17 protein-coding genes are annotated in these 20,417 nt (G+C 59.3%); 14 read left to right on the forward strand and 3 right to left on the reverse strand.

The window, feature by feature from the left end; translation table 11 throughout:
* On the reverse strand, positions 1–292 hold a 292-nt coding region (gene rpsB, locus ACIQV9_RS20305), incomplete at its 3' end, for a 30S ribosomal protein S2 (protein ID WP_403104924.1).
* A 373-nt stretch (positions 293–665) separates the two neighbouring features.
* On the opposite strand from rpsB, the gene map reads away from it, so the two are divergent.
* From map to ACIQV9_RS20350, 9 genes are all read left to right on the forward strand, one after another.
* Positions 666–1,448 carry a type I methionyl aminopeptidase gene (gene map / locus ACIQV9_RS20310; RefSeq protein WP_010462836.1) on the forward strand — a complete coding sequence of 261 codons (783 nt, stop codon included), beginning with the start codon at positions 666–668 and terminating at the stop codon, positions 1,446–1,448.
* Between the two features lie 45 nt (positions 1,449–1,493).
* Positions 1,494–4,196, forward strand: coding sequence for a [protein-PII] uridylyltransferase (locus ACIQV9_RS20315; RefSeq protein WP_403104928.1), 2,703 nt, complete (start codon positions 1,494–1,496; stop codon positions 4,194–4,196).
* A gap of 153 nt (positions 4,197–4,349) precedes the next feature.
* On the forward strand, positions 4,350–5,549 hold the full coding sequence (gene dapC / locus ACIQV9_RS20320) for a succinyldiaminopimelate transaminase (protein ID WP_403104931.1): 1,200 nt from the start codon (positions 4,350–4,352) through the stop codon (positions 5,547–5,549).
* A gap of 373 nt (positions 5,550–5,922) precedes the next feature.
* Positions 5,923–6,573 carry a hypothetical protein gene (locus ACIQV9_RS20325; RefSeq protein WP_403104933.1) on the forward strand — a complete coding sequence of 217 codons (651 nt, stop codon included), beginning with the start codon at positions 5,923–5,925 and terminating at the stop codon, positions 6,571–6,573.
* Between the two features lie 78 nt (positions 6,574–6,651).
* Entirely contained in the window at positions 6,652–7,407 is a 756-nt protein-coding gene (locus tag ACIQV9_RS20330; protein ID WP_403104936.1) for a M12 family metallopeptidase, read from the forward strand.
* A 382-nt stretch (positions 7,408–7,789) separates the two neighbouring features.
* Positions 7,790–8,152 carry an ArsC family reductase gene (locus ACIQV9_RS20335; protein WP_010462846.1) on the forward strand — a complete coding sequence of 121 codons (363 nt, stop codon included), beginning with the start codon at positions 7,790–7,792 and terminating at the stop codon, positions 8,150–8,152.
* 33 nt (positions 8,153–8,185) lie between these two features.
* Positions 8,186–9,220 (forward strand): 2,3,4,5-tetrahydropyridine-2,6-dicarboxylate N-succinyltransferase, encoded by a 1,035-nt coding sequence (gene dapD, locus ACIQV9_RS20340; RefSeq protein ID WP_403104940.1) that lies wholly within the window; start codon positions 8,186–8,188, stop codon positions 9,218–9,220.
* Positions 9,221–9,381: 161 nt separating this feature from the next.
* Positions 9,382–10,587, forward strand: coding sequence for an aminotransferase class V-fold PLP-dependent enzyme (locus tag ACIQV9_RS20345; protein WP_403104943.1), 1,206 nt, complete (start codon positions 9,382–9,384; stop codon positions 10,585–10,587).
* Positions 10,584–10,988: a SufE family protein gene (locus ACIQV9_RS20350; protein WP_403104945.1), complete on the forward strand. Its 405-nt coding sequence runs from the start codon at positions 10,584–10,586 to the stop codon at positions 10,986–10,988. Before ACIQV9_RS20345 ends, ACIQV9_RS20350 begins: the two co-directional genes overlap by 4 nt.
* Before the next feature lie 117 nt (positions 10,989–11,105).
* Here ACIQV9_RS20350 and tcdA read toward each other — a convergent pair whose 3' ends face one another.
* Positions 11,106–11,915 (reverse strand): tRNA cyclic N6-threonylcarbamoyladenosine(37) synthase TcdA, encoded by an 810-nt coding sequence (tcdA, locus tag ACIQV9_RS20355; protein ID WP_403104948.1) that lies wholly within the window; start codon positions 11,913–11,915, stop codon positions 11,106–11,108.
* Between the two features lie 218 nt (positions 11,916–12,133).
* On the opposite strand from tcdA, the gene ACIQV9_RS20360 reads away from it, so the two are divergent.
* The 4 genes from ACIQV9_RS20360 (at position 12,134) to ACIQV9_RS20375 (ending at position 17,352) form a co-directional block, all read left to right on the forward strand.
* On the forward strand, positions 12,134–14,725 hold the full coding sequence (locus tag ACIQV9_RS20360; protein ID WP_403104951.1) for a glycosyltransferase: 2,592 nt from the start codon (positions 12,134–12,136) through the stop codon (positions 14,723–14,725).
* A gap of 213 nt (positions 14,726–14,938) precedes the next feature.
* Complete coding sequence (gene dapE, locus ACIQV9_RS20365; RefSeq protein ID WP_403104954.1) at positions 14,939–16,090, forward strand: succinyl-diaminopimelate desuccinylase; 1,152 nt, start codon at positions 14,939–14,941, stop codon at positions 16,088–16,090.
* The gene (locus tag ACIQV9_RS20370; protein WP_403104956.1) at positions 16,090–16,899 is read left to right on the forward strand and encodes a putative RNA methyltransferase; all 810 of its coding nucleotides are present in this window, start codon (positions 16,090–16,092) and stop codon (positions 16,897–16,899) included. The genes dapE and ACIQV9_RS20370 overlap by 1 nt, the downstream gene beginning before the upstream one ends.
* 75 nt (positions 16,900–16,974) lie before the next feature.
* Entirely contained in the window at positions 16,975–17,352 is a 378-nt protein-coding gene (locus ACIQV9_RS20375) for a hypothetical protein (protein WP_403104958.1), read from the forward strand.
* A gap of 116 nt (positions 17,353–17,468) precedes the next feature.
* Here ACIQV9_RS20375 and ACIQV9_RS20380 read toward each other — a convergent pair whose 3' ends face one another.
* Positions 17,469–17,678, reverse strand: a complete 210-nt coding sequence (locus ACIQV9_RS20380; protein WP_010462862.1) for a cold-shock protein — start codon at positions 17,676–17,678, stop codon at positions 17,469–17,471.
* A gap of 236 nt (positions 17,679–17,914) precedes the next feature.
* Here ACIQV9_RS20380 and plsB point away from each other — a divergent pair, with 236 nt between their 5' ends.
* On the forward strand, positions 17,915–20,398 hold the full coding sequence (gene plsB / locus ACIQV9_RS20385) for a glycerol-3-phosphate 1-O-acyltransferase PlsB (protein WP_403104962.1): 2,484 nt from the start codon (positions 17,915–17,917) through the stop codon (positions 20,396–20,398).
* The last annotated feature ends 19 nt before the right edge of the window (positions 20,399–20,417 follow it).

Raw genomic sequence — 20,417 nt, forward strand, 5'->3', positions numbered from 1 at the left:
CCAACCAGCTGTGATCGACGTTCGGCGAACCGCATCGTGCTGCTTCTTCAGCAACTATCTTTCCAGCTGATCGCTTGGTGCCGACGAACAGAATCTTGTTTTTGCCCTGGGCCAGACGCTCTACGAAAGTCAGAGCTTCGTTGAACATTGGCAGGGTTTTTTCAAGGTTGATAATGTGGATCTTGTTACGCGCGCCGAAAATGTACTTACACATTTTCGGGTTCCAGTAACGGGTCTGGTGACCGAAGTGCACACCGGCCTTCAGCATATCGCGCATGTTGACTTGGGACATGATAGTTCCTTAATAAGTCGGGTTTGGCCTCCACGTATCCCAATGACCAACCAGCAGCATCAGCTGAAGGCACCCAGGTCATCGTGTCGACACGTGTGTGGATTTAAGCCTTTCGGGGTATCCCCGGAAAGCGGCGCATTTTATATCACAGGGCTGCAAAAAACGGAACCCGGATTATCAATTCCTGATGCGCGACTTCAACCGCGCACTTGGAATCGCCCAGGAATGCGCCAATCTATAGAGAGAAGCGATGCACAGAGGCTCAGATTTGCGCTGATCGTCTGTTAGAATCGCGTTTTTCAGGGCCGCGAAGATCGATCGCGCAATGCCCATTTCGTTTTAGCAAGCGCCATCGAGCGCAGAGAGAGCCTGTATGACCGTCACCCTCAAAACCCCCGAGGACATCGCAAAGATGCGTGTCGCCGGCAAACTGGCCGCCGATGTGCTGGAAATGATTGCCGAACATGTCAAGCCGGGTATCACCACCGAAGAACTGGACCGCATCTGCCACGACTACATCGTCAACGAGCAGAAAGCCATCCCTGCCCCACTCAACTACAAAGGCTACCCGAAGTCGATCTGCACCTCGATCAACCACGTGGTCTGCCACGGCATCCCGAACGAGAAGCCGCTGAAGGATGGCGACACCCTGAACATCGATGTCACCGTCATCAAGGACGGTTTCCACGGCGACACCAGCCGCATGTTCCACGTCGGCAGCGTGCCGGTCTGGGCCGAGCGCCTGTCGCAAGTGACTCAGGAATGCATGTACAAGGCCATCGAAATCGTCAAACCCGGCTGCCGCCTAGGCGACATCGGTGAAATCATCCAGAAACACGCTGAAAAGAACGGTTTCTCGGTGGTTCGCGAGTTCTGCGGTCATGGCATCGGCAAGGTGTTTCACGAAGAGCCGCAAATCCTGCATTACGGTCGCGCCGGCACCGGCATGGAGCTGAAAGCGGGCATGACGTTCACCATCGAGCCGATGATCAACCAGGGCAAGGCCGACACCAAGGTATTGGGCGACGGCTGGACCGCGATCACCAAGGACCGCAAGTTGTCGGCCCAGTGGGAACACACCCTGCTGGTGACCGAGACCGGTTACGAGATCTTCACCTTGCGCGCCGATGACACCATCCCGCGCGTTTCGGCCTGATCCGACCCGCACCGTCCAAAAGCCTTATAGACAGGAAAGCAATCGATGCCGCAGGTGGATCCCGAACTCTTCGACCGCGGCCAGTTCCAGGCTGAACTGGCCCTGAAGGCAAGCCCGATCGCGGCCTTCAAGAAGGCGATCCGCCAGGCCCGCGAGGTGCTCGACGGGCGCTTTCGCAGCGGCCGGGACATTCGCCGGCTAATAGAGGATCGCGCCTGGTTCGTCGATAACATCCTGCAAAAGGCCTGGGAGCAATTCAACTGGAGCGAAGACGCCGACATCGCGCTGGTCGCGGTCGGCGGCTACGGTCGCGGCGAGTTGCACCCTTATTCCGACATCGACCTGCTTATCCTGCTGGATAGTGCCGATCACGAAGTTTTCCGCGATTCCATCGAGCGTTTTCTGACGCTGTTGTGGGACATCGGCCTGGAAGTCGGCCAGAGCGTTCGCTCGGTGGACGAATGCGCCATTGAGGCCCGCGCCGACCTGACGGTTGTCACCAACCTGATGGAAAGCCGCACCATCTGCGGCCCCGAGCGTTTGCGCCAGCGCATGCTCGACGTCACCAGCACCGCGCACATGTGGCCGAGCAAGGACTTCTTCCTGGCCAAGCGTGCCGAGCAAAAGGCCCGTCACCACAAATACAACGACACCGAATACAACCTGGAACCCAACGTCAAAGGTTCGCCCGGCGGCCTGCGGGACATTCAGACGATTCTGTGGGTGGCCCGTCGCGAATACGGCACCCTGAACCTGCGCGCCCTGGCCGGCGAAGGCTTTCTGGTCGAAAGCGAAAACGCCCTGCTCGCCTCGTCCCAGGAGTTTTTGTGGAAGGTCCGGTACGCGCTGCACATGCTCGCCGGTCGCTCCGAAGATCGCTTGCTGTTCGACCACCAGCGCTCGATTGCCGGGCTGCTGGGTTTCGAGGGCGATGATGCCAAGCAAGCCATCGAAAACTTCATGCAGCAGTATTACCGGGTGGTCATGAGCATTGCCCAGCTCAGCGACCTGATCATCCAGCACTTCGAGGAAGTCATCCTCGCCCCGGAAGACGAAGCGCCACCGCAGCCGATCAACTCGCGGTTCCAGCTGCACGATGGCTACATCGAAGCGCGCAACGACAACGTGTTCCGTCGCACGCCGTTCGCCATGCTCGAGATCTTCGTGCTGATGGCCCAGCAACCGGAAATCAAAGGCGTGCGCGCCGATACCATTCGTCTGCTGCGCGAGCACCGTCACCTGATCGACGACGATTTCCGCAACGACATTCGCAATACCAGCCTGTTCATCGAACTGTTCAAGTGCAAGATCGGCATCCACCGCAACCTGCGCCGCATGAACCGTTACGGCATCCTCGGGCGTTATCTGCCGGAGTTCGGCTTCATTGTCGGGCAGATGCAGCACGACCTGTTTCACATCTATACGGTCGACGCCCACACCCTGAATCTGATCAAGCACCTGCGTAAGTTGCAGTACACCCAGGTGTCGGAAAAATTCCCGCTGGCCAGCAAGCTCATGGCCAAGTTGCCCAAACCCGAGCTGATTTACCTGGCTGGCCTGTACCACGACATCGGCAAGGGCCGGCATGGCGATCACTCGGAAATCGGTGCGGTGGATGCCGAAGCCTTTTGCCAGCGCCACCAACTCCCGGTGTGGGACAGCCGCCTGATCGTCTGGCTGGTGCAGAACCACCTGGTGATGTCGACCACCGCCCAGCGCAAGGACTTGTCTGACCCGCAGGTGATCCACGACTTCGCACAAGCCGTCGCCGACGAAACCCGTCTCGACTATCTGTACGTGCTGACCGTCGCCGACATCAACGCCACCAACCCGACTCTGTGGAACTCCTGGCGCGCCAGCCTCTTGCGCCAGCTCTACACCGAGACCAAGCGCGCCTTGCGCCGCGGCCTGGAAAACCCGGTGGACCGCGAAATGCAAATCCGTCAGACCCAGAGCGCCGCTCTGGACATTCTGGTGCGAGGTGGTACCGACCCGGACGATGTCGAACAGCTGTGGTCGCAATTGGGCGATGACTATTTCTTGCGCCACACCGCTGGCGACGTGGCCTGGCACAGTGACGCGATCCTCCAGCAACCGGCCGATGGCGGGCCGCTGGTGCTGATCAAGGAAACTACCCAACGCGAGTTCGAAGGCGGCACGCAGATCTTCATTTACGCCCCGGACCAGCATGACTTCTTCGCCGTGACCGTGGCCGCGATGGACCAGCTCAACCTGAACATTCACGACGCCCGGGTCATCACTTCCAGCAGCCAGTTCACCCTCGACACCTATATCGTGCTCGACACTGACGGCGACTCGATCGGCGATAACCCGGCGCGGGTCAAACAGATCCGCGACGGCCTGACTGAAGCCCTGCGCAACCCGGACGACTACCCGACCATCATCCAGCGCCGGGTGCCGCGTCAGCTCAAGCATTTCGCGTTTGCGCCCCAAGTGACGATCCACAACGACGCTCAGCGTCCGGTAACGGTACTTGAGCTCAGCGCTCCGGATCGCCCGGGCCTGCTGGCGCGAATCGGCACGATCTTCCTCGAATTCGACCTGTCGCTGCAGAACGCCAAGATTGCGACCCTCGGCGAACGCGTGGAAGACGTGTTCTTTATCACCGACGCGAACAACCAGCCGCTGTCCGACCCGCTGCTATGCACCCGTCTGCAAGATGCGATCGTTGAACAGCTGAGCGTCAGCCATGAACCGGATATCAAACTGTCGCGCATTAGCATCTGAATCAACACATTTCCCCCTGTGGGAGCAGCTTGTGTGGGAGCTGGCTTGCCTGCGATAGCATCACCTCGGTGCACCTGACTCACCGAGGCGCCTGCATCGCGGGCAAGCCAGGCTCCCACAAAAGCCTGCTTCCACTATGAACGAGGCCCCCTCATGAACACCGCTCTGAACCAGTTGCAGCCCTACCCGTTCGAGAAGCTCCGCGCCCTGCTCGGCAGCGTCACGCCAAACCCGGACAAGCGCGCCATCGCGCTGTCCATCGGCGAGCCGAAGCACCGCTCCCCAAGCTTTGTCGCTGAAGCCCTGGCAAGCAATCTGGATCAGATGGCCGTGTACCCGACCACTCTCGGCATCCCCGCCCTGCGCGAAGCCATCGCCGCATGGTGCGAACGCCGCTTCAGCGTCCCGAACGGCTGGCTCGACCCGGCGCGCAACGTATTGCCAGTCAATGGAACTCGTGAGGCGCTGTTTGCCTTCACCCAGACTGTGGTCAATCGTGGCGAAGACGCAATGGTGGTCAGCCCGAACCCGTTCTATCAGATCTACGAAGGCGCGGCGTTCCTCGCCGGGGCCAAGCCGCACTACCTGCCATGCCTGGACGAAAACGGCTTCAACCCGGATTTCGACGCTGTCTCGACGGACATCTGGAAACGCTGCCAGATCCTGTTCCTGTGCTCCCCAGGCAACCCGACCGGCGCGCTGATTCCGGTCGACACCCTGAAAAAACTGATCGCCCTGGCTGACGAATACGACTTCGTGATCGCCGCGGACGAGTGCTACAGCGAGCTGTATTTCGACGAACAAACCCCGCCGGCCGGCCTGCTCAGTGCTTGCGTGGAACTGGGCCGCAAGGACTTCAAGCGCTGCGTGGTGTTCCACAGTCTGTCCAAGCGCTCCAACCTGCCGGGCCTGCGTTCAGGTTTTGTCGCCGGTGATGCCGACATCCTCAAGGGCTTCCTGCTCTATCGCACGTACCACGGCTGCGCAATGCCGGTGCAAACCCAACTGGCCAGCGTCGCCGCTTGGAATGACGAAGTGCATGTCCGCGCCAACCGTGCGCTGTACCGCGAGAAGTACGATGCCGTGCTGGAAATCCTCAGCCCGGTAATGGACGTGCAGCGTCCGGATGGCGGTTTTTACTTGTGGCCGAATGTTGAAGGCGACGACGAGGCGTTCTGCCGCGATCTGTTTGTCGAAGAACACGTGACCGTGGTGCCGGGTTCTTATCTGTCCCGTGAAGTTGACGGTTTTAATCCAGGTGCAGGCCGAGTTCGCATGGCGCTGGTTGCGCCACTGGCGGAGTGTGTGGAAGCCGCCGAACGTATTCGCGCGTTTATTACCCGCCAGCAGTAATCCACAAAGCCGTGCCAGTCAATCTGGCACGGTAACTTGTATATCTGACCCTACCTCAATACAACCACCCCCTCTCTATTACAAGACACCCACGTTCTTACAACGCCATATTGCTTATCGAGCGCAACACCTGGCGACTCTAACAACACCAAGTAACACACCCCGAAAACTTCCCACTTTACTAAACCTGTTACCAACACTAGATTCTACTTCCGCAGAAAAACCTGCACTCTCCATTAATAAAACAAGGAAGTTAAATCATGTATTCCACAGCACCTTTTTCTATAACACCCATCGAACACTTCGAAGTTCCCTGCAACCTTGCAATTACAGCACACACCCTTACTCAGGTTTTCCCAGGAGTTGCAGAATAATGTGGGCCAAGAAAAATCCTTCCAAATTCTGGACTCCCGGCCGCACGCTTCGCATCGCCTTTCTCAATGGCACCCCGGAATTCAAGGCAGCTACCATCTCTGCAGCCAACAATTGGCTGCCGCATATCAATTTGAAATTCGAATTCGTCGAAGGTAAAGAAGGCGACATCCGCATACTTAGCGAGGAAGGAACGTTCTGGTCTGACGTCGGCACAGACGCACTGTTGTCTACCGATGAGCCGACAATGAGGCTCTGGCCGCACTCACCCAACCATGCACGTTATTTTGCAGCCAATGTAATGCATGAGTTCGGCCATATGCTGGGTGCAGAACATGAGCAGACCCATCCGACGGCAAACATCCCGTGGAACACGTCAGCCTTTTATGCAGAACATGGAATAACCGATAACCCTGAAGACGACGGCTACCAAGCCAGCGTGACGCGAAAAAGACTGCACCTGTGGTACCTGGATCGCGCAGCCCCCGACGCAAGCGTTTATTCAGAGTACGACCGAAAGTCGATCATGCACTACGTCATCCGCCAATCCTGGACCGAAGGCGACTTCCAGATTTTTCTCAATCTTGATCTCAGCGAAAAAGACAAGGCCTTCATGGCGAAGGCTTATCCCTACCCGGCAGAAAACGAATAATTTTCTACTCAATGAGCGTTATTTAACTTGCCCAGGTTTGCTCCGACTGAATCAAGCCCCACCTTAATGAGAACCAAAATGAAAAACGTAAAACCCTGTTCTATAATTCCGCCTACAGATCGACAAGCGTCATACAATGCCGCCATTACAGAAAACCCGAGCAACGCCTCAAACAATGCCTCAAACAATGAAATTTCCATATTAGGCATTGGCGACTACCAAAAACTGTGGAAGCCTGGTCGCGAACTGAAAATCCGTTTTCTTGAAGATGTTTCATCAAGCTTTTTACGAGCCTTCTCCCAGGCAATCACCCACTGGATAAAACATGTAAATCTAAAATTTTTAATCGTGCCCAAGGGCGACGCAGACATCCGAATCACAACTGTCAGCGGAGACAACAAATCAATGATAGGTACCGACGCCCTGACGTTTGATCAAAATATAGCGACGATGCACCTTGAAACAACCCCTAGCGACGAAGACTTCGAATCAACCGTACTCCATGAAATGGGGCACGCACTTGGTTACCTGCACGAACACTTGCACCGCGACGCAACCATCCCCTGGAACCGAGAAAAAGTTTACGAACATTATTTCGAGAATTACGGATGGGACAAACAGCGCGTAGATGAAAACGTGTTGACGCCCTATTCGGGTGCGATCGTCGACACCGAATACGATAAGCACTCCATCATGCATTACGAGGTTGATAAAGAGTTGACCGACGGTGTCTGGGAAGTCAGCAAGAATACCGCACTGAGTGAGCTGGATATAAAAATGGCGAAACGCACTTACCCGGAAGATCCGAACGATGTGCCTTGGAAGAATCTCTAAACCGGTTTCTGGATAATCGGGAGGCCTCTATTTGGCCTGCCCCGGATTCGACTCAGTCAGATCCAGCTCACCCCACACCTTCCGCAGCAGGTAACCGCTGATCGGGGGCTGGCGGCACAGGCTGTCAAAACTCCAAAGCGCTGCGCCCGCAGCGCTTTCAAGCGTATTGCGCTGCTGCCAATCAGCAGCGATTCCCAGGCAATCGACAGCATTGAAGTGCCATATTAGTCGCTTAGACTGCGGGCTGATGTCGCACGCAGTCTTGAACCCCTGAGGGAGCGAGCCGAGCTGGCTCGCTCCCTCAGGGTTTTGCGTATTAATTCAAGGGTCATGGCATAATCCTTCACCTTTTATTTCCAGCACCTGCAAAGGGGGCAATTCCTTGACCGTTTCAAGCAAAACGTTGCACCTTTTCGGCATCAAAGCCTGCGACACCATGAAAAAGGCACGCACCTGGCTCGATGAACACGCTGTCAGCTATGACTTCCATGATTACAAGACGGCCGGAATCGACCGTGAACACCTGACCCAATGGTGCGACGAGCACGGCTGGCAAGTGGTGTTGAACCGTGCAGGCACGACCTTTCGCAAGCTCGACGACGAACGCAAAGCCGATCTCGACCAAGCGAAAGCCATCGAACTGATGCTCGCACAACCCTCGATGATCAAGCGCCCGGTGCTCGATCTCGGTGACCGAACCCTGATTGGCTTCAAGCCAGATATCTACGCGGCGGCGCTCAAGTAAGCCTGCCCGTTCAATTTTGTTAGAGGTATTTACATGTCCACTACCCTGTTCAGCCTGGCCTTTGGTGTCGGCACTCAAAACCGTCAAGGCGCATGGCTGGAAGTGTTTTACGCACAGCCACTGCTTAACCCGTCGGCCGAACTGGTTGCGGCCATCGCGCCGATTCTTGGCTACACCGAAGGCAATCAGGCCATCGCATTCAGCACCGCTCAGGCTTCGCAACTGGCTGAAGCGTTGAAAGGCGTCGACGCTGCACAAGCCGCACTGTTGACCCGTCTGGCCGAGAGCCACAAGCCGCTGGTCGCGACCCTTCTGGCTGAAGACGCTCAGCTGACCTCCACGCCTGAGGCCTACCTCAAGCTGCATTTGCTGTCCCATCGTTTGGTCAAGCCGCACGGCCTGAACCTGGCGGGCGTGTTCCCGCTGCTGCCGAACGTGGCCTGGACCAGCCAGGGCGCCATCGACCTGGCCGAACTGGCCGAGCACCAACTGGAAGCCCGTCTGCGCGGCGAGCTGCTGGAAGTGTTCTCGGTAGACAAGTTCCCGAAAATGACCGACTACGTGGTGCCGGCCGGCGTGCGTATCGCTGACGCGGCGCGTATTCGTCTGGGCGCCTACGTCGGCGAAGGCACCACCGTGATGCACGAAGGTTTCGTCAACTTCAACGCCGGCACCGAAGGCCCGGGCATGATCGAAGGCCGCGTTTCCGCTGGCGTCTTCGTCGGCAAGGGTTCGGACCTGGGTGGCGGTTGCTCGACCATGGGCACCCTGTCGGGCGGCGGCAACATCGTGATCAAGGTCGGCGAAGGCTGCCTGATCGGCGCGAACGCCGGTATCGGCATTCCGTTGGGCGACCGCAACACCGTTGAGTCGGGCCTGTACGTGACCGCGGGTACCAAAGTCGCGCTGCTGGACGAAAACAACGCACTGGTCAAAGTCGTGAAGGCCCGTGAACTGGCCGGTCAACCTGACCTTCTGTTCCGCCGCAATTCGGAAACCGGTGCCGTGGAATGCAAAACCCACAAATCGGCGATCGAACTGAACGAAGCGCTGCACGCTCACAACTAAGCAGCGCCAAACGGATTACCCTGTAGGAGCGAAGCTTGCTCGCGAAAGGGCCCTTGAGGCCGCCAAAAGCTTCGCGAGCAAGCTTCGCTCCTACAGGTTCGGCGTAGACCCGACCATCAGGTCAGGCGTACACCCGCCCATGTTGACCAGGGCCGCATAACATGATGATTCCCTCTCCCTGGCGCGCCGATTTTCCGGCCATCGCCGCATTGCAACGGCAAGACCAGACCTATCTGGACAACGCCGCCACCACGCAAAAACCTCAAGCCCTACTGGATGCCCTGGCGCATTACTACGCCAACGGCGCGGCCAACGTGCATCGGGCGCAACACTTGCCCGGCGCCCATGCCACCCAGGCCTTCGAGGCCAGCCGCAGCAAAGTCGCCCAATGGCTGAATGCCGGCGAGTGCGGGCAGATTATCTTTACCCACGGCGCGACCTCCGCGCTGAACCTCCTGGCCTATGGCCTTGAGCACGTATTCACTGCGGGCGATGAGATTGTCATCAGCGCCCTGGAACATCACGCCAACCTGCTGCCGTGGCAGCAACTGGCACTGCGTCGCGACTTGAAACTGGTGATCCTGCCGCTGGACGCTGACGGTTTGATCGACCTCGACGCTGCCGCGCAATTGATCGGTCCAAGAACCCGCTTGCTGGCGGTCAGTCAGCTGTCGAACGTGCTCGGTGCCTGGCAGCCGTTGCCCGCCTTACTGGCAATGGCCCAGGCGCACGACGCGTTGACCGTGGTCGATGGCGCGCAAGGCGTGGTTCATGGTCGCCATGACGTGCAGGCGCTGGGTTGCGATTTCTATGTATTTTCCAGCCACAAGCTCTATGGCCCCGACGGTCTGGGCGTGCTGTTTGGTCGCCATGAAGCGCTCAAACAACTGCGCCATTGGCAGTTCGGCGGCGAAATGGTGCTGGATGCCGATTACCACAACGCACGCTTTCGCCCCGCGCCACTGGGGTTTGAGGCTGGAACGCCGCCGATATCGAGTGTGATCGGTCTTGGGGCGACGCTGGATTACCTCGCGGGACTCGATCAGGACGCGGTCTCGGCCCATGAAGCGACGCTGCATGACTATCTGTTGAAGGGTCTTGAGGCGCGCAATGGCATTCGGCTGCTGGGCAAGCCGCAACTGGCCTTGGCCAGTTTTGTCGTCGAGGGTGTGCATAACTCCGATCTGGCGCATTTACTGACCGAACAGGGCATCGCCGTGCGCGCCGGTCATCACTGTGCGATGCCGTTGCTCAAAAGCTTTGAACTGGCCGGGGCGATCCGGGTGTCGTTGGCGTTGTACAACGATTCCGAAGACCTCGAGCGGTTCTTTGAAGCACTGGATCAGGCGCTGGAGTTGTTGCGATGAGTTTGCCGGCTGATGCCGTTACCGCACTCGATACCTTTCAGAATGCTGCTGGCTGGGAACAGCGGGCGCGGCTGCTGATGCAATGGGGCGACCGTCTGCCTGCGCTGGAAGATGTGGATAAAGTCGACGCCAACCGCGTGCATGGCTGTGAAAGCCAGGTGTGGTTGGTGGGTTCGCTCGATGACGGTCACTGGCAGTTTGCGGCAAGCAGCGATGCACGGTTGATCCGTGGGTTGGTGGCGTTGCTGCTCGCGCGGGTCAACGGGTTGTCGGCGGCTGAGTTGCGGCAGGTGGATTTGCCGGAATGGTTTGATCAGCTTGGACTTAGGAGACAGTTATCTCCGTCGCGCAGTAATGGCCTCAATGCCGTATTACAGCGGATGAATGAGTTGGCTCAGTAACTGATCGTTCCCACGCTCTGCGTGGGAACGCCTCAACGGACGCTCCGCGTTCGGCTGTTGAAGGGACGCGGAGCGTCCCGGGCTGCATTCCCACGCAGAGCGTGGGAACGATCAGTATCAGGCAGGCTTGATCCTGTCGGCCGGGCGTCTTACACCCGCCACAATCTTGTCCACAGCCTTGGTCGCCGCGACCATGCCGAACGTCGCCGTCACCATCATCACCGCGCCAAACCCGCCGGCGCAGTCGAGCTTGACGCCATCGCCGACAAAACTCTTCTGCAGACAAATGCTGCCATCCGGTTTCGGGTAGCGCAGTTGTTCGGTCGAGAACACGCACGGCACGCTGTAATGGCGTGTCACGGTGCGCGAGAAGCCATAATCCCGACGCAGGGTCGAGCGCACTTTGGACGCCAACGGATCATTGAAAGTCCGGTTCAAGTCACAGACCTGGATCAGTGTCGGGTCGATCTGCCCGCCCGCCCCGCCGGTGGTGATGATCTGGATCTTGCGGCGTTTGCACCAGGCGATCAGCGCCGCCTTGGCATTCACGCTGTCGATGCAATCGATCACGCAGTCGATGTTTGGCGTGATGTACTCGGCCATGGTCTCGCGAGTGACGAAATCCGCCACCGCGTGCACCGTGCAGTCCGGGTTGATCCCGCGTAAACGCTCGGCCATCACCTCGACCTTGGGTTTGCCGACGGTGCTGTCCAGCGCATGCAGCTGACGGTTGGCGTTGCTGACGCAGACGTCATCCAGGTCAAACAGCGAAATCTCGCCCACACCACACCGGGCGATGGCTTCCGCCGCCCAGGAACCGACGCCACCGACGCCGACGATCGCCACATGGGCTGCGCGCAGGCGCTCAAGGCCGTCGATGCCATACAAACGGGCGATGCCTGCAAACCGCGGATCTTCTGTACTCATGACCATAACCCCAAAAACCGGCGCGCATTATAGGGCTAGTGCGACAACAAGATCTAAGTTCCCGCGACAAGTGTAAGAACTTATGCGAAACGGGATTGCCAAACGTAGGGCATTTCCCTGTCAGCTATACGCTCGGGGAATGCCCGGTGTAGGATGCGCGCCCCTTGGCGAACGCCGACCGGTCCTTCGTTCCACAGCCTTTGGAACCTGAAATAGCTATGTCATCGCGTAAATTTGGACTCAACCTGGTTGTGGTGCTTGCCATCGCTGCCTTGTTTACCGGCTTCTGGGCGCTGATCAATCGCCCGGTCACCGCCCCCAACTGGCCCGAACAGATCTCCGGCTTCTCGTACTCGCCGTTCCAGCAAGGCCAGTACCCACAGAAAGAGCAATACCCGACCGACGATGAAATGCGTCGCGATCTGGAGATCATGAGCAAGCTGACGGACAACATCCGTACTTACTCGGTCGACGGCTCCCTGCAAGACATCCCCAAACTGGCGGAAGAATTCGGTCTGCGGGTCACCCTCGGCATCTGGATCAGCCCGGACGAGGAACGCAACGAGCGTGAGATCCTGCGCGCCATCGAACTCGCCAACACCTCCCGCAGTGTGGTTCGCGTGGTTGTAGGCAACGAGGCGATCTTCCGTAAGGAAATTACCGCCGCTGAACTCAGTATTATTCTGGATCGCGTTCGCGCGGCAGTGAAAGTGCCGGTAACGACGTCCGAGCAATGGCACGTCTGGGAAGAAAACCCGAGCCTGGCCAAGCACGTCGACCTGATCGCTGCCCACGTCTTGCCGTATTGGGAACATGTGCCGATGGAGCAATCCGGGCAGTTCGTACTCGACCGTGCCCGTGATCTGAAAAAGATGTTCCCGAAAAAACCGTTGTTGCTGTCGGAAGTCGGCTGGCCGAGTAACGGCCGTATGCGCGGTGGCGCCGATGCGTCGCCGGCAGACCAGGCGATTTACCTGCGCACGCTGGTCAACAAGCTCAACCGCCAGGGATTCAACTACTTCGTGATTGAAGCGTTTGACCAACCGTGGAAGGCCAGCGACGAAGGTTCGGTGGGCGCTTACTGGGGTGTTTTCAACGCGGCGCGCCAGCAGAAATTCAACTTCGACGGCCCAGTCGTTGCGATCCCGCAATGGCGCGTGCTGGCGGTCGGTTCGGTGGTGCTGGCGCTGCTGTCCCTGACCCTGCTGATGATTGACGGCTCTGCCCTGCGCCAACGCGGCCGTACTTTCCTGACCTTTATCGCCTTCCTCTGCGGTTCGGTACTGGTGTGGATCGGTTACGACTACAGCTTGCAATACAGCACCTGGTTCAGCCTGACGGTCGGGGGCCTCCTCGCCCTTGGCGCACTCGGGGTCTTTATCGTATTGCTGACCGAGGCGCATGAACTGGCCGAAGCGGTCTGGACCCACAAGCGTCGGCGCGAATTCCTGCCGGTGGTGGGCGATTCGGACTACCGACCAAAAGTCTCGATCCACGTCCCTTGCTATAACGAGCCGCCGGAGATGGTCAAACAGACCCTCAACGCCTTGGCCAACCTCGACTATCCGGACTTCGAAGTCCTGATCATCGATAACAACACCAAGGACCCGGCGGTCTGGGAACCGGTGCGCGATTATTGTGAAACCCTGGGCCCGCGCTTCAAGTTCTTCCACGTCGCGCCGCTGGCCGGCTTCAAGGGCGGCGCGCTGAATTACCTGATTCCGCACACCGCCAAGGATGCCGAAGTGATTGCGGTGATCGACTCGGACTACTGCGTCGACCCGAACTGGCTCAAGCACATGGTCCCGCACTTCGCCGACCCGAAAATCGCCGTGGTGCAGTCGCCGCAGGATTACCGCGACCAGAACGAAAGTACCTTCAAGAAGCTCTGCTACGCGGAATACAAAGGTTTCTTTCACATCGGCATGGTCACCCGAAACGACCGTGACGCGATCATTCAGCACGGCACCATGACCATGACCCGTCGCTCGGTGCTCGAGGAACTGGGCTGGGCTGACTGGTGCATCTGTGAAGACGCCGAGTTGGGTCTGCGCGTGTTCGAAAAAGGTCTGTCGGCGGCGTATTACCACACCAGCTACGGCAAAGGCCTGATGCCCGATACCTTTATCGACTTCAAGAAACAGCGGTTCCGCTGGGCCTATGGTGCGATTCAGATCATCAAGCGGCACACCGCCAGCCTGCTGCGCGGCAAGGACACCGAGTTGACCCGCGGCCAGCGTTACCACTTCCTCGCGGGCTGGTTGCCATGGGTGGCGGATGGTATGAACATCTTCTTCACCGTGGGTGCCCTGTTGTGGTCGGCGGCGATGATCATCGTGCCCCAGCGGGTCGATCCGCCGTTGCTGATTTTCGCGATCCCGCCGTTGGCACTGTTCGTGTTCAAGGTCGGCAAGATCATCTTCCTCTACCGCCGTGCGGTGGGGGTCAACCTCAAGAATGCGTTCTGCGCGGCACTGGCCGGGCTGGCGTTGTCGCACACCATCGCCAAAGCGGTGCTGTACGGCTTCTTCACCAGCAGCATTCCGTTTTTCCGCACTCCGAAGAACGCCGATAACCACGGCTTCTGGGTGGCGATTTCGGAGGCGCGCGAAGAAGTGTTCATCATGCTGTTGTTGTGGGGCGCGGCGCTGGGGATTTACCTGGTGAACGGCATGCCGAGCAACGACATGCGCTTCTGGGTGACCATGTTGCTGGTGCAGTCGCTGCCGTACCTGGCGGCGCTGATCATGGCGTTCCTGTCTTCGCTGCCGAAACCGGCACCTGCGGCCGAAACTGCACCGGCAGTCTAAATCTGCGCAGATGTACTAAACGGCGGCCAATGGCCGCCGTTTTGCTTTAAGATAACCGCCATTTTGCGCGCCTTGCCCCATCCCCTGTAGGAGCGAGGCTTGCCCGCGAATGAAGCGACTTGGTGTAACAGATACACCGCATTATCGTTCTTCGCGGGCAAGTCGGGTCGCCGCATCGCTCGCTCCTACAAATAAAAGCTTCCGGAGTTTTCCATGACGGCCCACGCCGACCTTTCGCCGACCCTTCAACTCGCCATCGACCTGATCCGCCGTCCGTCCGTGACGCCGGTCGACGCCGATTGCCAGAAGCAGATGATGCAGCGCCTGGGCGATGCCGGTTTCACCCTGGAACCGATGCGCATCGAAGATGTGGATAACTTCTGGGCGACCCACGGCAAACACGACGGTCCGGTACTGTGCTTCGCCGGCCACACCGACGTGGTGCCGACCGGCCCGGTGTCCGCCTGGCAGATCGACCCGTTCAACGCGCTGATCGACGAACACGGCATGCTCTGTGGCCGTGGCGCGGCCGACATGAAAGGCAGCCTCGCCTCCATGACCGTGGCCGCCGAGCGTTTCGTCACCGACTATCCGGATCACAAGGGCAAGGTCGCTTTCCTGATCACCAGCGACGAAGAAGGCCCGGCGCACCACGGCACCAAGGCTGTGGTTGAACGCCTTGCCGCTCGTAAGGAGCGTCTGGACTGGTGCATCGTCGGCGAACCGTCGAGCACCACCCTGGTGGGTGACGTGGTCAAGAACGGCCGTCGCGGTTCCCTCGGCGCCAAGCTGACGGTTCGCGGTGTGCAGGGTCACGTGGCCTATCCGCACCTGGCGAAGAACCCGATCCACCTCGCCGCCCCGGCCCTGGCCGAACTGGCCGCCGAGCATTGGGACCACGGCAACGATTTCTTCCCGCCGACCAGTTTCCAGATCTCCAACGTGAATTCCGGCACTGGCGCGACCAACGTGATTCCGGGTGATCTGGTGGCGGTGTTCAACTTCCGCTTCTCTACCGAATCGACCGTGGAAGGCCTGCAAAAGCGCGTCGCTGACATCCTCGACAAGCATGGCCTGGACTGGCACATCGACTGGGCGCTGTCTGGCCTGCCGTTCCTGACCGAGCCGGGTGCGTTGCTGGATGCCGTGGCGTCGAGCATCAAGGACATCACCGGTCGTGAAACCAAAGCGTCCACCAGCGGCGGCACCTCCGACGGACGCTTCATTGCGACCATGGGTACGCAGGTGGTTGAACTGGGCCCGGTCAACGCGACGATCCACCAGGTCAACGAGCGTGTACTGGCTGCCGACCTCGATGTGCTGACCGAAATCTACTACCAGACCCTGATCAAGTTGCTCGCCTGATGCTGGCCTGCCCGATCTGCAGCGAACCGCTGAACGCGGTGGACAACGGCGTGGCCTGCCCCGCCGGGCATCGATTCGACCGTGCGCGACAGGGTTACCTGAACCTGTTGCCGGTGCAGCACAAGAACAGCCGCGACCCTGGGGATAACCTCGCCATGGTCGAGGCCCGTCGCGACTTTCTGAACGCCGGCCATTACGCGCCGGTGGCCAAGCGTCTGGCCGAACTGGCGGCGCAATACGCACCCCAGCGCTGGCTGGACATCGGTTGTGGCGAGGGTTACTACACCGCGCAAATCGCCGAGGCCTTGCCGAATGCTGACGGTTACGCGCTGGACATCTCCCGGGAAGCGGTCAAACGCGCCTGCAAACGCAACCCTGCGCTGACCTGGTTGATCGCCAGCATGGCCCGGGTGCCGTTGGCCTCGGGGAGCTGCCAGTTTCTCGCCAGTGTCTTCAGTCCGCTGGATTGGGAAGAGGCCAAGCGCCTGCTCAGCCCCGGCGGCGGCTTGATGAAAGTCGGGCCGACCAGCGGCCATCTGATGGAATTGCGCGAGCGGCTGTACGACGAAGTCCGTGAATACACCGACGACAAGCACCTGGCCCTGGTGCCAGACGGCATGGCGTTGCAACACAGCGAAACCCTTGAATTCAGACTGACGCTGGAAAGCGGTCAGGACCGGGCGAACCTGCTGGCCATGACGCCCCACGGCTGGCGTGCCAGTGCCGAACGCCGGACGGCGGTCATCGAGCAGGCGGAGCCGTTCGAGGTCACCGTTTCGATGCGCTACGATTATTTCGTACTTCAATAATTTTTGGTTTCGAGCAATGGCTCGAGGCCGGCTAAATCCGCGAATGGATTTTTCAAGACCGCAGTGAGGACATCCATGCGCCAACCCGATATCGAGATTTACCTGAAAGACGCCGACGTCGACTACAAGGCCATCGCGGCCTGGCTCGGCACCGCTATCGGCCCGTGCACCGACTGGGCCCAGAAAGGCCAGACCTACAAGTGCAAGGCCGGCAACGTGCCCGTCACCTGGCTTCCGAAGGCCGTCGGCAAATGGAACAGCCTGTTCCTGGACAGCGACCAGACCCCGTGGGAAGACGACATCGCCTGCGCCCGCGCCGCGTTTGCCGCACTGAACGTCGAAGTGCGTTGCGCACCGGGCAGCTGGGTTGAAGAAGAAGGTGAAGAGACCGCGGATCGCTGGATGCGCATCAGCGCTGACGGTGAAGAAGAAATCACCTGGAAAACCGCCTGACACTGATCGTTCCCACGCTCTGCGTGGAATGCAGCCCCGGGACGCTCCGCGTCCCTTTCAGAGCCGAACGCAGAGCGTCCGTTGAGGCATTCCCACGCAGAGCGTGGGAACGATCTTTAAAGGCCGACTACGTCCTCAGCCTGCAACCCCTTCTCCCCCGTCACCACGGCGTATTCAACCTGCTGACCTTCAGCTAGCGAACGATGCCCCTCGCCGCGAATCGCGCGGTAATGCACGAACACGTCCACCCCGTCCTCGCGCTGAATGAAGCCGTAGCCCTTGGCGTCGTTGAACCACTTCACATTGCCGGTTTCGCGTGTTGCCATCTGTTCATACTCCTTTCTTATTATTGATCGGGCTTATCGCAGGAAAGCCTCTGGGACATTGCTTTGCACTGAGAGGTGCCACTGTCTGGCCAGTGCGGGCATGCCGAGTATATGACAGACGCTAAAACTCTCAACTGGAGTTTACTTGCGCGCTTTTTTGCCGATTTTCGACGAATCCGGCACACTATCGCCCGCCCAAGCATTTGCTTGGTTTTATCCACTCACGCAGAAGCCGTATGACCCGTTCCCCGTTCCGCCGTCTTGTGTTTGGCACCCTGCGCCGACTGCTCTATCTCTGGGTTCGCTCGGAGACGATCAACCAGTCGTCGTTCACCCTCAACCTCGACCGCAGTCGTCCGGTGTTCTACGTCCTGCAAAACCCTTCGCTGACCGACCTTGCCGTGGTCGACACCGAATGCACCAAGGCCGGTTTGCCCCGCCCGGTGCTGCCTGTGTCGGTGGGCAACCTGGTGGAACCCGCCGCATTTTTCTATCTGACGCCGGAGCCCGACTGGCTCGGCCGCCAGGACAAACGCGGTGCACCGCCAACCCTGACCCGCCTGGTCAGTGCCCTGAGCCAGAACGCCGCCGAAGACGCACAGATCATTCCGGTCAGCGTGTTCTGGGGCCAGTCACCCGACAGCGAATCGAGCCCGTGGAAATTGCTCTTCGCCGACAGCTGGGCCGTGACCGGACGCCTGCGTCGCTTGCTGAGCATCATTGTGCTGGGGCGCAAAACCCGCGTGCAGTTCTCCGCGCCGATTCATTTGCGCGAGCTGATTGACCACAACAAAGGCCACGAGCGCACGGTGCGCATGGCCCAGCGGATCCTGCGGGTGCACTTCCGCAACCTGAAAGCCGCCGTGATCGGTCCGGACATTTCGCACCGTCGCAACCTGGTCAAGGGCCTGCTCAATCAGCCGCTGGTCAAGCAAGCGATCCTCGATGAAGCCGAGCGCGAAAACATCTCCCCGGAGAAGGCCAAGGCCCAAGCCCTGCGCTACGGCAACGAGATCGCCTCGGACTACACCTACACCGCGATCCGCTTCCTGGAAGTGGTGCTGAGCTGGTTCTGGAACAAGATCTACGACGGGATCAAGGTCAACCACATCGAAGGCGTGCAGAAGGTCGCCCAAGGTCACGAAGTGATCTACGTGCCGTGCCACCGCAGCCACATCGACTACTTGCTGCTGTCCTACTTGCTGTTCCGCAACGGCCTGACCCCGCCGCACATCGCCGCCGGGATCAACCTGAACATGCCGGTGATCGGCAGCCTGTTGCGTCGTGGCGGTGCGTTCTTCATGCGCCGCACCTTCAAGGGCAACCCGCTCTACACCTCGGTGTTCAACGAATACCTGCACACGCTGTTTACCAAAGGTTTCCCGGTCGAATACTTCGTCGAGGGCGGCCGTTCGCGCACCGGGCGCATGTTGCAACCGAAAACCGGCATGCTGGCGATTACCCTGCGCAGCTTCTTGCGCTCGTCGCGGATGCCGATCGTGTTCATCCCGGTCTACATCGGTTATGAACGCGTGCTGGAAGGCCGGACCTACTTGGGCGAACTGCGTGGCGCGAGCAAGAAGAAAGAATCGATTTTCGACATCTTCAAAGTCATCGGTGCGCTCAAGCAGCGTTTTGGCCAAGTGGCGGTGAACTTTGGCGAGCCGATCAAACTGGCGGAATTCCTCGACAGCGAACAACCCGACTGGCGTAAACAGGAACTCGGCCCGCAGTTCAAACCGGCCTGGCTCAACGAAACCACTAACCGCCTCGGCGAGAAAGTCGCGCAGCATCTGAACGAAGCGGCGGCGATCAACCCGGTGAACCTGGTGGCCCTGGCGCTGCTGTCCACCTCCCGCCTGGCGCTGGATGATCGCGCCATGGCGCGGGTGCTGGATTTGTATCTGGCGCTGTTGCGCAAGGTTCCATACTCACCGCACACCACGCTGCCCGAAGGTGACGGCCGGGCGCTGATCGCTCATGTGAAGGACATGGATCTGCTGTCCGAACAGAGCGATGCGCTGGGCAAGATTCTGTATCTGGACGAGCAGAACGCGGTCCTGATGACCTACTACCGCAACAACGTGCTGCACATCTTCGCCCTGCCCGCCTTGCTCGCGAGTTTCTTCCAGAGCGCGTCACGCATGAGTCGCGAACAGGTCCTGCGCTACACCCGCGCGCTGTATCCGTACCTGCAATCGGAACTGTTCATTCGCTGGACGCTGGACGAACTGGATGGCGTGATCGATCAATGGCTCGAAGCGTTCGTCGAGCAAGGTCTGCTGCGTTTCGAGAACGACGTCTACCTGCGCCCGGCGCCGAGTTCGCGGCATTTTGTGTTGCTGACGTTGTTGTCGAAGAGCATCGCCCAGACACTGCAACGCTTCTACATGACCGTGTCCCTGCTGCTCAACAGCGGCCAAAACAGCATCAGCGCCGAAGAACTGGAAGACCTGTGCACCGTCATGGCCCAGCGCCTGTCGATCCTGCACGGGCTGAATGCCCCGGAGTTCTTCGACAAGAGCCTGTTCCGGCACTTCATCCAGACTATGCTGGATCTCGACGTGCTCAAGCGTGACGAAGCGGGCAAGCTTAGTTATCACGAACTGTTGGGTGAGTTGGCAGAAGGCGCGGCCAAACGGGTGTTGCCGGCGGAGATTCGGTTGTCGATCCGTCAGGTGGCGTTGCATCGAAGTGAAGATGCGGCGGACCAGGCTTAGTTGGAGTCGGCTGTAACTT

It is taken from the genome of Pseudomonas sp. NPDC099000, from assembly GCF_044759925.1.
Lineage (GTDB): Bacteria > Pseudomonadota > Gammaproteobacteria > Pseudomonadales > Pseudomonadaceae > Aquipseudomonas.